This is a genomic window from Bacillus sp. FSL K6-2839 (assembly GCF_038003365.1).
Classification (GTDB): domain Bacteria; phylum Bacillota; class Bacilli; order Bacillales; family Bacillaceae; genus Bacillus.
The window spans coordinates 494884-509691 of record NZ_JBBOOZ010000002.1 but is presented as its reverse complement, the minus strand read 5'-3'; the positions used below and the strand labels follow the sequence as shown (position 1 = coordinate 509691).

The 14808-nt window shown below is 43.4% G+C and carries 13 protein-coding genes; 7 read left to right on the top strand and 6 right to left on the bottom strand.

The window, feature by feature from the left end:
* Window positions 1–67: 67 nt before the first annotated feature.
* A complete protein-coding gene (locus MHH26_RS16695) occupies window positions 68–718 on the bottom strand; it encodes a TetR/AcrR family transcriptional regulator (RefSeq protein WP_034660537.1) in 651 nt (216 codons plus the stop codon).
* A 161-nt stretch (window positions 719–879) separates the two neighbouring features.
* On the opposite strand from MHH26_RS16695, the gene MHH26_RS16690 reads away from it, so the two are divergent.
* From MHH26_RS16690 to MHH26_RS16660, 7 genes are all read left to right on the top strand, one after another.
* Window positions 880–1992, top strand: a complete 1113-nt coding sequence (locus MHH26_RS16690) for a CdaR family transcriptional regulator (RefSeq protein ID WP_340974137.1) — start codon at window positions 880–882, stop codon at window positions 1990–1992.
* A 119-nt stretch (window positions 1993–2111) separates the two neighbouring features.
* Entirely contained in the window at window positions 2112–3383 is a 1272-nt protein-coding gene (locus tag MHH26_RS16685; RefSeq protein WP_340974136.1) for a GntP family permease, read from the top strand.
* A gap of 31 nt (window positions 3384–3414) precedes the next feature.
* Window positions 3415–4554: a glycerate kinase gene (locus MHH26_RS16680; protein ID WP_034660534.1), complete on the top strand. Its 1140-nt coding sequence runs from the start codon at window positions 3415–3417 to the stop codon at window positions 4552–4554.
* Window positions 4555–4647: 93 nt separating this feature from the next.
* Window positions 4648–4986 carry a zinc ribbon domain-containing protein YjdM gene (locus tag MHH26_RS16675; protein ID WP_334750613.1) on the top strand — a complete coding sequence of 113 codons (339 nt, stop codon included), beginning with the start codon at window positions 4648–4650 and terminating at the stop codon, window positions 4984–4986.
* Between the two features lie 327 nt (window positions 4987–5313).
* The gene (locus MHH26_RS16670; RefSeq protein ID WP_340974133.1) at window positions 5314–6243 is read left to right on the top strand and encodes an ABC transporter ATP-binding protein; all 930 of its coding nucleotides are present in this window, start codon (window positions 5314–5316) and stop codon (window positions 6241–6243) included.
* Window positions 6240–7193: an ABC transporter permease gene (locus MHH26_RS16665; protein WP_034660531.1), complete on the top strand. Its 954-nt coding sequence runs from the start codon at window positions 6240–6242 to the stop codon at window positions 7191–7193. Before MHH26_RS16670 ends, MHH26_RS16665 begins: the two co-directional genes overlap by 4 nt.
* A gap of 30 nt (window positions 7194–7223) precedes the next feature.
* Entirely contained in the window at window positions 7224–7652 is a 429-nt protein-coding gene (locus MHH26_RS16660; RefSeq protein WP_340974130.1) for a DUF4064 domain-containing protein, read from the top strand.
* 45 nt (window positions 7653–7697) lie between these two features.
* Here MHH26_RS16660 and MHH26_RS16655 read toward each other — a convergent pair whose 3' ends face one another.
* The 5 genes from MHH26_RS16655 to MHH26_RS16635 form a co-directional block, all read right to left on the bottom strand.
* Complete coding sequence (locus tag MHH26_RS16655) at window positions 7698–9026, bottom strand: CitMHS family transporter (RefSeq protein ID WP_340974128.1); 1329 nt, start codon at window positions 9024–9026, stop codon at window positions 7698–7700.
* Between the two features lie 297 nt (window positions 9027–9323).
* On the bottom strand, window positions 9324–11390 hold the full coding sequence (locus tag MHH26_RS16650; protein ID WP_340974126.1) for a beta-galactosidase: 2067 nt from the start codon (window positions 11388–11390) through the stop codon (window positions 9324–9326).
* Window positions 11391–11413: 23 nt separating this feature from the next.
* Complete coding sequence (locus MHH26_RS16645) at window positions 11414–12622, bottom strand: glycoside hydrolase family 53 protein (RefSeq protein ID WP_340974125.1); 1209 nt, start codon at window positions 12620–12622, stop codon at window positions 11414–11416.
* Window positions 12623–12633: 11 nt separating this feature from the next.
* Window positions 12634–13476 (bottom strand): sugar ABC transporter permease, encoded by an 843-nt coding sequence (locus tag MHH26_RS16640; protein ID WP_106048009.1) that lies wholly within the window; start codon window positions 13474–13476, stop codon window positions 12634–12636.
* Between the two features lies 1 nt (window position 13477).
* On the bottom strand, window positions 13478–14716 hold the full coding sequence (locus tag MHH26_RS16635) for a carbohydrate ABC transporter permease (RefSeq protein ID WP_340974423.1): 1239 nt from the start codon (window positions 14714–14716) through the stop codon (window positions 13478–13480).
* Window positions 14717–14808 lie beyond the last annotated feature (92 nt).

Sequence of the window (14808 nt, the reverse complement as noted above, 5' to 3'; positions counted from 1 at the left end):
GTATCACTCTCCTTTTAGACCGACCGTCAGTCTATAATGTATGCAGGATTGGTATGGAAGTGACCAATCACTGATTCTTTTCATCCAGCTCTCCAGTTAATCGCTTTAGAAGAAAGGAGAAGCTTCCCTTTTCTGCATGTAATGAGGATTCGAGGATATCGATAAAAGCTAGAGCGCGTCGTATACTTTCTTCGGCTGTCCATTGAAAAAGGCCCTCATCAAATATGACCTGTGCAGAAGCAAGAAGGAATTCCACCGTTTCTTGCGGGAACTTTGTTTTGAATGTTCCTTCTTCCACCCCTTGCTGAATGACGTCTGCCAATACGGGTGATAGTTCTTTAATCGCTTTGATTAAGCTTTTTTGGTGCATCTCCGCATTAGAAGGCTGATGGAATTGTTCAATCATCCCCTGTTTATTGCTTCCTTGCTGAGGCGATTGTGCCATGATGATACGAAATAGTTTGTCGACGACTGGAAGGTCTGGCTCAGCCGCAATACGCTTTGCCACGATGATATCTGCTTTGATGATCCTGTCAATAATGGCATCCATCACTTCTTCTTTGGATGAAAAGTAATAATAAAAAGTGCCTTTTGCAATGCCAACAGCTCTCAGAATGTCGATAATCGTTGTTTGCTGATAGCCTTTGGTAGAAAAAAGCTCTTCTGCTGCATTTAAGATGTCATTTTTACGTTCTTCAGGATGTTTAACGGTTCTCATAAAGCCATCCTTTCTTTTGACTAGACTGTCGGTCGGTCTCTTGATTTGATTAAACACTTTTCAATGTACCTTTGTCAATGCCTCATTTTTAAACAGATTGCATTTATTGTGCAATGACACTATGATACATTGAATGAAAACACTTTCAGGAGAGATGCCTCATGCAATTTTTAACCACTGAATTGGCACAAGAAATGGTTGAACGTACGATGCGTATTTTAGATAAAAACATTAATGTGATGAATGCGGATGGTGTCATAATTGGTTCTGGTGAACGAAACAGGATTGGTCAGAAACATGATGGAGCACGACTTGTGCTGACAAGCGGGAACAGTATGGAAATTGACCACGAGGCGTCCTTGCGCTTAGTAGGAGTGAGACCTGGAATCAATTTGCCTATTTGCTTTCGTGAACAAGTAGTTGGTGTGATTGGCATTACTGGTGAGCCAGAGGACATTCGGCATCATGCCGAGCTGGTGAAAATGGCAGCTGAGCTTGTGTTAGAGCAGTCTTTTCTGCTTGAACGAATTCAGTGGCGGCAAAGAATAGAGAGTGAAATTGTCAATCAGTTAATTTCTGATTCGGACGTTGGTGATCATCAGCTAAAGAAACGAGCTGCATGGCTGGGAATGGATTTAGATAAGCGCCGAATGGTCATCGTTTTTCAGCCAGTTCCATCCTCGGAAGACGCTGTGCATAAAATGATGCATGCGATTCAATACGATAAGAATGCGGATGATTTGCTTGGCATGACCTTTCGTCATGAATTGGTTCTTTTAAGGCAGCCAATCCCTGATCATCGTTTAAAGCATGTGGCAGGGCAGCTGCAAAGAACAATGGAAAAAGCAGTAGGAGGTCAGGTGCTGGTGGGGATAGGGACTGTCGCCGACGACATAAGCCGGCTGTCATTGTCCTTTGAGCACGCAAGAGATTCCTTGCGGTTGGGGAAGGCTCTTCATCCGGAGGAAAGTATTTATTTTTTTAAATCTTATCAGTTGGAAAGGCTATTCCTCACTGCAGGAGCTGTTGAAGAGGAGATTAGATGGACTGACTTTTACAACCCATTAACACAGGAAGCGGAGCTCGCCCAAACATTAAGGATTTACATTGAAGAGGGCGGTGATTTACAAAGAATTGTTGATCGTTTATTTATTCACCGGAATACTTTGCGATATCGTTTAGATAAAATTCAAGCATTGACCGGGAAAAATCCCCGTCATGTGAAACAGTTGATGGAGCTTTATATGGCGCAGTTGATGAGTCAACTATCTTGATTGTGCATATGCACAATGGAATGAAGGGATAAATTAAAAAAATTCATCTAGATTCACAACCCGATCTCCACTAGTAAACGCTTACAATTGGAGAAAGACATTTTTGGGGGAGATCGAGGATGAGTGGAGATGTGACAGTAAGTACACTGGGAGCCGTGACGGCGCTTGTGATAGCGATTGTTCTTATTCTAAAAAAAGTATCACCTGCATATGGCATGCTGGCAGGTGCCTTCATAGGCGGCTTGGTAGGCGGTGTAGATATTGTTCAGACCGTCAACGTCATGATGGAAGGCGCTAAGGATATGATTCCGGCTGTCCTCAGAATTATGGCGGCAGGTGTACTAGCTGGCGTTTTGATTGAGTCGGGTGCAGCTTTAACTATCGCCGAGGCTATCGTGAAAAAGCTTGGAGAGGCGAGGGCGTTATTAGCACTCGCACTGGCAACCATGATTTTAACAACAGTGGGCGTTTTTGTAGATGTAGCTGTTATCACGGTAGCGCCCATTGCACTTGCCATTGCCAAACGGGCAAAGCTGTCGAAAACGGGGATTCTACTTGCCATGATTGGAGGCGGGAAGGCAGGGAATATCATGTCACCGAATCCGAATGCCATTGCCGCTTCTGATGCTTTTGGTGTACCGCTTACTTCAATGATGGCTGCGGGTGTCATCCCGGCTGTGTTTGGATTGGCTGTTACATATGTGTTAGCCAAAAAGCTTGCAAAAAAAGGGACACCTGTTCTTGAAGAGGAAACTGCGCAAAGCAAAGTTCAAGTGCCAGCTTTTTTTCAAGCACTTGCGGGTCCGCTTGTCACCATTTTATTGTTGGCTTTAAGACCGCTTTTTCAAATCAATATAGACCCAATGATCGCCTTACCGATCGGAGGCATTGTAGGCGCTCTTTTCATGAAAAAAGGGAAGTTTCTCAATGATTATGCGATGTCGGGGCTTCATAAAATGTCGGGTGTAGCGATTATGTTATTAGGGACAGGCACACTAGCAGGAATTGTATCGAATTCTTCCTTAAAAGATGTGTTTATTCAAGCACTCGATGCATCGGGATTACCTCCGTATTTACTTGCACCAGCTTCAGGGATATTTATGTCAGCCGCCACCGCTTCGACAACAGCAGGAACGGCGGTAGCGAGTGGCGTATTTAGCGGTACATTAATTGGCCTTGGCGTATCTGCTCTTTCAGGAGCAGCCATGATTCATGCTGGGGCAACAGTGCTAGATCATATGCCGCACGGGAGCTTTTTCCATGCCACAGCAGGAAGTGTTCACATGGACATCAAAGAGCGGTTGAAACTCATGCCATTTGAATCGTTAATTGGTTTGACATTAACCGTCGTATCGACCATTATATACGGCGTTTTCCAGTTGTTTGGCTGATGACATTTGATAAGAAACGAGGGGCTTTAGGATGAAAATTGTGATTGCGCCAGATTCATTTAAAGAAAGTTTATCTGCATATGAGACAGCATGTGCCATTGAACGAGGATTTCATGCGATTTTGCCAAACGCTGAATATATCAAACTTCCAATGGCAGATGGAGGAGAGGGAACTGTTCAATCGCTAGTTGATGCGACGGGCGGGCACATTGTCAATCAAGTGGTCACAGGCCCGCTTGGGGAGCCTGTTGATGCCTTTTTTGGCATGTTAGGGGACGGTCAGACTGCCGTCATAGAGATGGCCGCAGCCTCTGGGTTACACCTTGTTCCGCAAGAAAAACGCAATCCCTTATTCACGACATCGAGAGGAACAGGGGAATTAATGCTTGCGGCACTGGATCAAGGAGCGAAGCATGTCATCATTGGGCTTGGCGGAAGTGCAACAAATGATGGCGGCGTTGGGATGATGCAAGGATTAGGTGCGGCTTTTCTTGATAATGCAGGACAGGATCTGTCGCCAGGCGGTGGAGCCCTTCATCAATTAGCTTCTATTGATCTATCTGGACTTGACCCAAGACTGCAATCCGTTCGGCTGGAGGCAGCTTGTGATGTGGACAATCCTTTAACGGGTGAAAGAGGAGCATCTGCTGTATTTGGTCCTCAAAAGGGTGCTGATAAAGAAACGGTTCAAGTGTTAGATAAAAACTTAGCTCATTTTGCACAAGTAGCAGAAAAACAGTTCAATGTATTTTTTGAAGGTGTAGCAGGGGCAGGAGCGGCTGGAGGACTTGGTGCGAGTTTATTAGGCTTTTTACACGCCGATTTGCAACGAGGAATTGATATTGTGCTGAAGGCAGTTCATTTTGATGATGTCATCAAGGAGGCAGACCTAGTCATTACTGGGGAAGGCCGGATTGACCAGCAGACCATTTATGGAAAAACGCCAATTGGTGTAGCCAAAGCAGCAAAGCAGTATAACCTGCCTGTGATTGGTATTGCGGGCTCCCTCTCAAAAGACAGTGCAGTTGTACATGAGCATGGAATTGATGCACTTTTTAGTATCGTTCCAGGTGTAACTTCTCTTTCTGAGGCGATGAGAGATGGGGCTCTTCATGTAGAGAGAACCGCTCGGAATATTGCGGCTGCTATATCAATTGGAAGAAATAAGTAAACGTTGAAAAATGTTTCCTTTTCTATCACATTCCTTTCTATAGAAATGTGGTAAAATTGTATGAAATAAAATAGAAAGTTGGAGGAAACACAAATGTCTAATCTACCGAATTGTCCTACATGCAGTTCACTGTATACTTATGAGGATGGCAGTCTGCTGGTTTGTCCTGAATGTGCGCATGAATGGTCGCTAGAACAAGAAGAAGCGGCAGAGGAGCAGCTTGTTGTCAAAGATGCAAATGGAAATCTGTTAAGTGACGGGGACACGGTCTCTGTCATCAAAGATTTAAAAGTAAAAGGTTCTTCTTCCGTTTTAAAAATAGGGACGAAGGTCAAAGGCATTCGTTTAGTGGAAGGCGATCATAACATTGATTGTAAAATTCCTAGCTTTGGCGCAATGAAGTTAAAATCAGAGTTTGTGAAAAAGGTATAATAACGAAAGGAGGCTGTCAGTAAGAGGCCTCTTTTTATTTCTTTATTTATAGGTGAAAGGAATAATCTTAAACAGAATTCCATACATATATACCTGTTGAAAAAGGTTCATTTTTTAAAAAAATCAAGCCTCTTTTCACATAAAAAATTGCTGTTTTCTTAACCCTACCTTAAAAAAGGCAGATGATTCGCTAAATTTTGCCTAATCCCCTTCACAACTTTTGGGCATTGCTGTACCATATGGAAGTGTTCTTCTATTTTTAACGGATCATGGTGTTTATCAGGAAATAGATGATAGATGATACTTAGACAAAGAAGGAGAGGTAACGTGACGAACGTTTTAGAACTGCATAATGTATCTAGGCATATTCACGGGAAAAAGATCGTTCAAGACTTGAGCTTTTCTGTCCAAGCAGGCGAAGTCTTTGGCTTCTTAGGACCAAACGGCGCAGGGAAAACAACAACCATTCGTATGATGGTCGGTCTTTCTCCTATTACATCTGGCGACATTCTGATTAATGGTCATAGTATTCAATCCTCATATCAGCAGGCCATCCAAGATGTTGGTGCCATTATTGAAAACCCAGAAATGTATAATCACTTAACAGCCAGACAAAATCTTGTTCACTTTGCCAGAATGAATGGGAAAGTGGATGAAGGGCGAATTGATGAGCTGCTAGAGCTGGTCAGCTTACAGCACGTGAAACATAAGCGTGTCCGTACGTTTTCATTAGGAATGAAGCAGCGTTTAGGCATTGCGCAGGCTCTTATACATAGACCGAAACTGCTGATATTAGATGAGCCGACCAATGGACTTGATCCAGAGGGAATTCGCATGATACGAGATTACTTGAGAAGGCTGGCAAAGGAAGAAGGGCTGGCTGTTATTGTTTCAAGTCACCTCATGTCAGAAATGGAATTGATGTGTGATCGTTTTGCGATTATCCAAAAAGGAAAGCTGATTGCGATTGAGGATCAGCGTACAGAGACGAATCAAGACGAACTGGTCAATTATCGAATGAAGGTCGCATCCGGTGAGCTGGAAGAAGCGCAGAAGCTCATTGGTGTATTTGAGGAAGGCACGACTGTAAGAGAAGAGGAGCAGTATTTATTCTTCTCCTTGCCAGAAGAGAAAATGCCGGAATTGATTCGTCATTTGAGTGACGCGTCCATTCATTTGTACGAAATCAAAATAGAAAAACAAACCTTAGAAGATAAGTTCTTAAGCTTAACAGGTAAAAAGGAGGCAGACGTATGATTCGCCTCATTCAAAACGAGTGGATGAAGATCAGTTATCGTGTTGGAACTTGGATTATGGTTGGACTTCTTGTTTTGGGTATGATTGCCACACTGATCTTTGCACTTAAAACAAATGACGAAGATCAATCATCCGGAGCTTGGAAAGACCAACTAGAAATGATGAATACTGAGAACAAGAAGGAACTCAAAGAAACAGAAAATGGTTTCTTTAAAAGAAGCCTTGAAAAAGAGATCGCTATTAATGATTATCGAATCAAGCATAACTTACCGCCAGCTAATCAGTTTAGTGACAGTGTATGGGATTATGTGAAAACAAACGCCAATTTACTTCAGCTTGTAGGTGTGTTTGTGATCATTATTGCTTCCACCATTGTCTCGGCTGAATACAAGCATGGTACAATTAAATTATTATTGATTCGCCCACCATCAAGGCTAAAGATCCTAATATCTAAATATATTACGGTGCAGCTATATGCTCTTTTACTTGTTGTGGTACTGTTTATCTTGTCATTTATATTGGGTGCCATTTTCTTCGGCCTCAACACTGATTATGTGAATTTGGTCTATCAAAATGGTGAAGTGATTGAACGTTCGCAGTTTGCAAATATGGTCTTTTATTATCTTGCTCATTGTGCAATGTTTGTCGTACTGGGAACACTTTCGTTCGCCATTTCTACAGTATTTAGAAGTGAAGCTATCTCCATCGCTATTAGTGTGTTAGCTTATATTGTGGGTGGATCAATTACAGGTATTTTAATGCTCTTCTTTGATTGGGCAAAATATTTGTTATTTGCAAATGATCCATCTCAATATTTTATGGAAGAGGTTACTCTTATCGAAGGTATGTCTCTCGGATTCTCATTAACAGTCCTAGTCATCTATTGGGCTATTTTCTTGGCCATTGCCCTGATTGTCTTCCAAAAGCGAGAAGTGAAAACAGGCAGTTAATGTTAATTTAACTTTTTAGGAGGTTTACACATGATTAGACGTAAAGGTGAAAAAATTATGGGGATTATTAGTATTGTCCTCAATGTCATTGGAGTTGGATTTGGAGCATTAATTCTCTCCTTAGGTCCATCATTTTATGATGAAATCAATGAAGTGTTACAAGAGGAAGGAGAAACATTGCCGATTGAAACGCTTCAAGCTTCTGTCAATGCATTTGGTACGCAGTTCATGGTCGTTTCCGCAATTGCGGCTGTGCTATCGATTGTCGGTGTGATTTTCTTGAAAACAGACCGCCGTGCCGTGCTTTCAGGTATTCTTTTCTTGGTGTCTGCTGTGACTCTTTTAATTGGAACAGTCGGCCTTGCATTTGCTCCAATGGTTCTATTGTTTATCATTGGATTGATGTCTCTTATTAGAAAGCCGAAAACAGACATTCACACGAGTGAATATCCTTCATAAATACAAAGAAAAAGACATGCGTCGTTGTACGCATGTCTTTCTTTTTTAAATGATACCGATCAGCATCGCCACGAACAGAAGGATAATACTGAATCCCCACATCCAAAAGAAGGAGTAGCGGATATGTTTCCCCATATCGACTCCCGCAAGACCTATCGCAAGCCAAACGGCTGGAGCGAGTGGACTGACAAAGGTTCCGATGATGTTTCCAATCATCATGGCATACGCAGCGGAAGTGCCCGACACGCCAACCTCAGATGTAATCGATTCGACAATTGGAAGTAGAGCATAATAATAGGCGTCTGTGCTTGTCAGCATATCCAGCGGTACCCCAAACATCCCAACAATGATATGTAAAAATGGAAGCAGGAAAGCAGGTAGAATCTGAATGCTGTCCACAGCAATAGCTTTTAGCATGCCCGTTCCTTCGAGAATTCCTAAAAATGAACCTGCGGAGAAAATAACGGCAGCCATCATGAGTGCACTAGGTGCATGCGCCTTGATTCTCTCCATTTGTACATCCACTTTCGGATAGTTAATTAATAGTGCGAGAGAAAGACCAATCATAAACATATAACTAGCCGGAATCACGTTGAGCACAAGAAGGACAACAACGGCTACAAACAGAATGAAATTCACCCACATCAAGTGATAACGTTTTAAAGCGGCATCACCTGTCTCGCTAATGGATTGAATAGCCCGGTCCCAATCTGCGCCTTCTAATTGAACAGCAGCGATTTCATTTGCGGCGATTTTGACCCGAATGCGTTTTTCTTCTCTTTTTCCTAAAATAAATGCCATTCCTAATACGAGAACGACCCCAATGAGCTGAATGGGAATGAGCGGCACCCAAAGTTCAGATGGGTCCATATTAAGGACACTCGCTGCCCGTCCTGTGGGGCCAGCCCACGGCACCATATTCGTTAAGCCGGCACTTGTTCCGATCAATAACAGCAATAAGTACGGACTCATATGTAATTTTTTATAAAGTGGAAGCAGTGCAGGTACAGTTAATAAAAATGTAGTCGCTCCTGCTCCGTCTAAATGAGCGATGACTCCTATTAGAGCTGTTCCCATCGCAACCGTGACAACATTTCCCTTTGTCAGTTTAATCAGTGTTTTTATTACAGGTTCAAAGAACCCTGTATCTTGTAAAATACCAAAAAATAAAATGGCGAAGATGAACATGGTCGCCACTGGCAGTACTTTGATAATCCCCTCTTCAAAGAAAGATTGAATGTCATTGATTCCAAATCCTGCGATGAATGCCCCGATTAAAGGCACCATGACCATGGCAACAATTGGACTTGTTTTCCCCCAAATCAGCAATACAACAATCGTTAAAATAATCAATAATCCAACAAACGTTAACATAAGTCCCTCCCCCTACAATAAACCGTTTACATTTTCTTGCTCTTTTTATGACAATGCAGTCCCATATCTGCATTGAAAAAAAGGGTATCAAAAATATGAGTATTAGGCAACCGCTTTCATACCTATACAATGGTAAAAAAGGATGGTGAATCCATTCACGGCGCGGTATCAAACATGTCAAAAAATTTAGATAAAATATAACGATTCAAGGGCATTTCTACAAGTGAATATATTTATATAGGTGTTTAGAATCATTAAAATAAAAGAAGCGTCCAATGAATGAACGCTTCTTTCAAATTATTTTTTCAAGATGACGTACTCGTAAGGGTCAAGCTGAAGCTGGTCTGGCACCTGCTCTTCAGTCAGCATATTTTCATAGCTTTCCGCTGAATCTAGTGATATGTTCTGCAGCTCTTCTGTAAAATTCATCATAAATACATAGTCCTGCGACCCATCTGTTCGTTTTTGTACACTAACTCCCTCTGGAATCACAGATGATAGGACGGGCTGTATACCCATTCCTGCGATGAGATCCTCGTAAAACTCATCATAAAAAATCTGCTCATTTTCGGAAGCCATATAGTATGCTTTTCCATCTCCAAAAGGATGGACAGTAAGGGCTGGCTGTCCTTCATAGCAGCCATTCTCAAAATGCCCTAACACAGAAGCCGTTTCAGGATGAATGGATTCGCAATATTGCCCGACATGGTAGGTGCGTCCATTTCCTGTGGTTATTAACACATGTTCATCTGGCATCAATGTGTTGATTTCCTCAGCCCATATGCCAAGTACATGACGGAGAGGGCCGGGGAAACCACCGAGGAAACATAGGTCATTTTCGTCGACCATGCCGCTCCAATATGTCGCGATAAAAATACCGCCCTTTTTGACAAAGGCTTCGATTTTTTCTGCGACGCCTGGTTTGATCATGTAGAGCATTGGAGCAACCAGCACACGATAGGATGAGAAATCCTTTTCCATGCCGACAATGTCAACAGGGATGCCTTTTTTCCAAAAGCTTCGATAGTGAGTTTGACAAGCCTCTACATAGCGTTTGTTTGTATTATTTAAGCCTTGTGCATCATCAATGGCCCAGTGGTTTTCCCAATCGTATATGATGGCGACTTCTGGTTGTACGGACGTGCCCGCAATGGGCTGCAGCTGCTCCAATTGTTTCCCTAGATCAGCGACTTCTTGAAACACGCGCGTATGTTCATGCCCGGAATGATCGACTACGGCGCCATGGAATTTCTCGGAGGCACCTCGGCCTTGGCGCCACTGGAAGTAAAGCACGGAGTCTGATCCGTGGGCAATCGCCTGTATGGCAGAAAGGTGTGCCATTCCTTTGTGTTTGACCTTATTCACTTCATGCCAGTTCACAAGGCTCGGTGTACTCTCCATAACGAGAAATGGCTGACCGTCCTTTAATGAACGATATAAATCGTGAACGAAGGCGACGTTTGACGCTAATTCGGCGGTTGTTTCCCTGCCGCTATGCCATGCTGGATAGCTATCCCATGAAATCACGTCGACCTCTTTTGCAAATTGATGATAATCCAGCCCAAGGAATGGGCGCATATGCGGGTAGTCGCCCATAAAGTTGGTGGTCACCGGGATATGAGGCGTCAATTCCCGCAGCGGTTCAATTTCATTTTGATAAAAATTGATCGTTTGCGCTGTGACAAAGCGCTTCCAGTCTAGGTTCATCCCGTGAATCATGTGCTCCCCGTGCGGTGCAGGTGATTCGATTTGTGACCAGTCACTATACGTGTGGCTCCAAAAACCCGTCCACCATGCTTGATTCAAAGCTTCAAGGTCATGATTGTATTTATCTTTCAAATAGTCCCGAAATGCTTCCTGGCAAAGATCACAATGACATTCGCCGCCGTACTCATTCGAAATGTGCCACATGATCAGTGCTGGATGATCCTTGTAGCGTTCAGCCAGCAGCCGGTTGAGTGTATTCGTTTTTTCTCGATAAACCGGTGAGGTGAAGCAATGATTATGGCGCAGTCCATGTAAATTACGCTGACGGTTCGCTTCGACGCGCAATACCTCTGGATATGCTTGTGACAGCCAAGCAGGTCTTGCCCCGCTTGGCGTTGCGAGAATGGCGTGAGCCCCCTGAGCTGCCAAGCGGTCCATGATGTCATCCAGCCATGCAAAATCATACTGCCCTTCTTTTGGCTCTAGCTTACTCCATGCGAAAATGTTGATGGAGAATGTTTGACAGTGTGCAAGCTTCATTAATCGAAAATCTTCGTCAATGATCTCCGGCATATGGAGCCATTGATCTGGATTATAATCGCCACCATGCAAAAAGCCTTTCACATTTGGGTGAACGAGTGGGTAACGCTTTCCCATTTTGTCACGTCCTATCCTTTTAATTACGGTGTCATTTGTTTAAATACATCAAGAGAAGGCAGTGCTTTTCCGTTGAAATCAAACATCGCTTGATTTTCCCAAGCATTTCCGACTGTACCGGTTGTTTGGATATAAGCCAGCCCGTATTGACTAGACCACGGAGCGCCTTTCGCTGGAATCCAAAGCGGCTCCCAATAAAAGAACCCTTTTCCGCAATTGTTTTTCACTTGTGAAATTTTCTCTGATAGATCTCGTATAAAAGATGCCTGACCTTGAGGTGAAGCCGGGTAGCCGGCTGTTTTGACAGAGTCTTGATTAAATGAATTCTCTAGGTTGTCGCCATTTGCTGTCGTAAACCCATAGGCGGTTTCCACAACAATCACGTCTTTGTGATAGCGGGCACTAATATCATTCATATTAGACGTCAGACCATTAAATCCACCGTCCCAATACGGGTAATAAGATAGACCGATCGTATCGAATGAGACGCCTCGTTTTGTGATTTCATCAAACCACCAGCGGGACGCACCATTGTCCCCTCCGTGTGCAAGGTGAAGCATGATTTTGATGTTAGAATCGACAGAGCGGACAGCATTTGTGCCAGCCTTTAGCAAAGCGGCGAGCCGGTCAAATTCCCCGCCGCCTTCACCCCAGCTCTTTCCATTTGGCCACAGCATGCCTGAGTTCAGTTCATTCCCAACCTGAACCATGTTCGGAAGGGCATTTTGTGCTCTCATCGCTTTGAGTACATCCCCTGTGTAAGTGCCGACCGCTTTTACTAAATCGTTTTGTGAAAGAGATGCCCACACTTTCGGTTTGAACTGTTTACCAGGATCAGTCCAGAAATCACTGTAGTGAAAATCAAGCAGCACTTTCATATTTTGTGCTTTTGCACGTTTCGATAGAGCGATGGCTGTGTTTAAATCATTTGTCCCGCCGTTATAGGAACGGCCTTGGTTGTCGAATGGATGGTTCCACAGTCTAATGCGCACATAGTTGACGCCTTTTTCCTTTAATAGCTTGAGCGGGTCCACCTGTTTTCCGTTCTGGTCGAAGTATCTGCCGCCGCTTCTCTCTACTTCTGCAAGCATAGAGATATCGGCTCCTTTGATGAAATCACCTTGCAGTCCATTGATCGGCTGAACAGAAATCGTATCGGCTTTTGCTTCAGGCAAAATACCTAACCCCATAAAAAAGAAAACGACAACCGTGACGAGCATCCTTTTTTTCATCAAATCTCCCCTTATCCTTTTGTCCCGCCTTGTGTGAGGCCGGATACAAATTGTTTTTGTAAAACAAGAAACAATAAAGCGACTGGAATCGCAATGAGTAAAGCCCCGGCTGCAAAGGTCGTGTAGCTGGCCCCCATTTTGTCTGACACAAGATTGTACAGACCGATCGGGAGCGTATACATTTCGGGTGAGCGGACAATGACACTGGAGATGATGAAATCACCCAGTGGTCCTGTAAAAGAGTTGATGGCGACAACCGCCAAAATCGGCTTAGCAAGCGGCATAATAATTTGGATGAAAATCCGGAAATGCCCTGCGCCGTCCATTCTGGCTGATTCATCGAGATCCTTCGGAATCGCATCAAGATAGCCTTTCATTAAATACGTATTCATCGGAATTTGCCCGCCTGCATAAATCAAAATCAGTGCAAGGTGGCTGTTAATCAGTCCAAGCATTTGAGCCAAAACAAAAATCGCAATCAGCGCTGAAAATTGCGGAATCATTTGCAGCAGCAAAAAGAGCATCAGCCCATTTTTCCGTCCTTTGAAACGGAATCTGGAAAAGGCATAGCCTGTAAAGCTGACAAGAATTAACGTTAAGAGCATAGTCGTAATACTGATCTTCATTGAATTCCAATACCATTTTGCATAAAGTGCTCCCTGACCGAAAAAGAGCTCGGTAAAGTGGCTGAACGTTGGATTCTTCGGAAACATACTTGTACTCATGAGGCTGTTTCCAGGATTAAAGGAAGCACCGATTGTCCAAAGCAGTGGATATAGAATACAAATGGAGGCAATGAAAAGGATAAAATAAGTAATGCTCAGGCGAATGAGCTTGTTTTGTTGTGATCCCATATCACATCATGTCCTCCTCTTTGAATGAATTCGTTCTCTTAAACTGCCAGAGTGCAATGGCGATGACAAAGATTGAAAGTAAAATCGTGACAGCCGCAGCGAGTGCATATTGAGAGGACTGCATCGTAAGTTTATAAATCCAAGAAACCAAGATGTCCGTTCCTCCAGCGGTTGACCCCGCAACAGGCGGTCCCCCGCCATTAAATAAGTAGATAATATTAAAGTTGTTAAAGTTAAACGTATATTGTGTGATAAGGATGGGTGCAATGGAATAGAGAACAAGCGGTAACGTGATGGACCGGAATTTCTGAAAAAAATTGGCTCCATCGATGGTCGCAGCCTCATATAAATCCTCGGGAATCGCCTGCAAAACGCCTGTTGTCATAATGAAAACAAAAGGGAATCCAAGCCAAGTCTGCATCGCAATAAGGGCAATTTTGCTCCAAAATGGATCTGTGAGCCATGGTTTTGGATCAATCCCTATCGATGCAAAAAGTGTATTGTTAATGGCACCAAAGGTATCATTGAACAGTCCAGCAAACACCAAAATGGTCACAAAGCCCGGAACAGCCCAAGGAAGAATCAAAATCGTTCTAAAAAACCGTTTTCCCTTTAAATCCTTCTGATTGAGCAGAACCGCTAAAAAGATGCCGATGGCACATTGAAGGGTCGACGCAGCCAAAGTCCATACGACGGTCCAGCCAAGTACATCAATGAAGGTGTCTCTCCAAATATCAATGGAAAAGATATTTTGAAAGTTCTTGATTCCTACCCAGTCGATCAGATTGGCAGGAGGCGAGTGGTATAAATCATAGTTCGTAAAGGCAAGCGCAAAGCTGAACATAATAGGAAAGACAACAGAAAATAGAAGTAAAAAGAAAGCAGGAGTGCTCATTAAGTAAGGGAAGCCTTGATCGATGAGCTGATGATATTGAGCACGGATGGAATGAAGTGGTACCCCTTGATCCCGTTTCTTTCCATTCATAAAAGCATCACGCATCATGAGTACATAAAAGCCGATACCAAAACCAGCTGTTAACAGCGCAATAATCCCTTTGGCTAAAAGAAAAACAGAGTTGTCACGAGGCAGCATCGTCCCCAGTGTGAACAGTCCCCAAAAGCCAATATTGAATAAATCATAAAATACAATCAAAAAAGAGACGCCAAACAGGAAAAAGAGTGCCCCTATGCCGTATTGTTTGTTGTATATCTGCCCCATCCCGGGTATAAAGGAGAACATTAGCGCCCGTCTCCGGTGTGTCTTTGATTCCACTGTGTGTGTGCGGTCTAGTTCAAGGTTACCCGTCACGTCTAACACCTACTTCATATGAA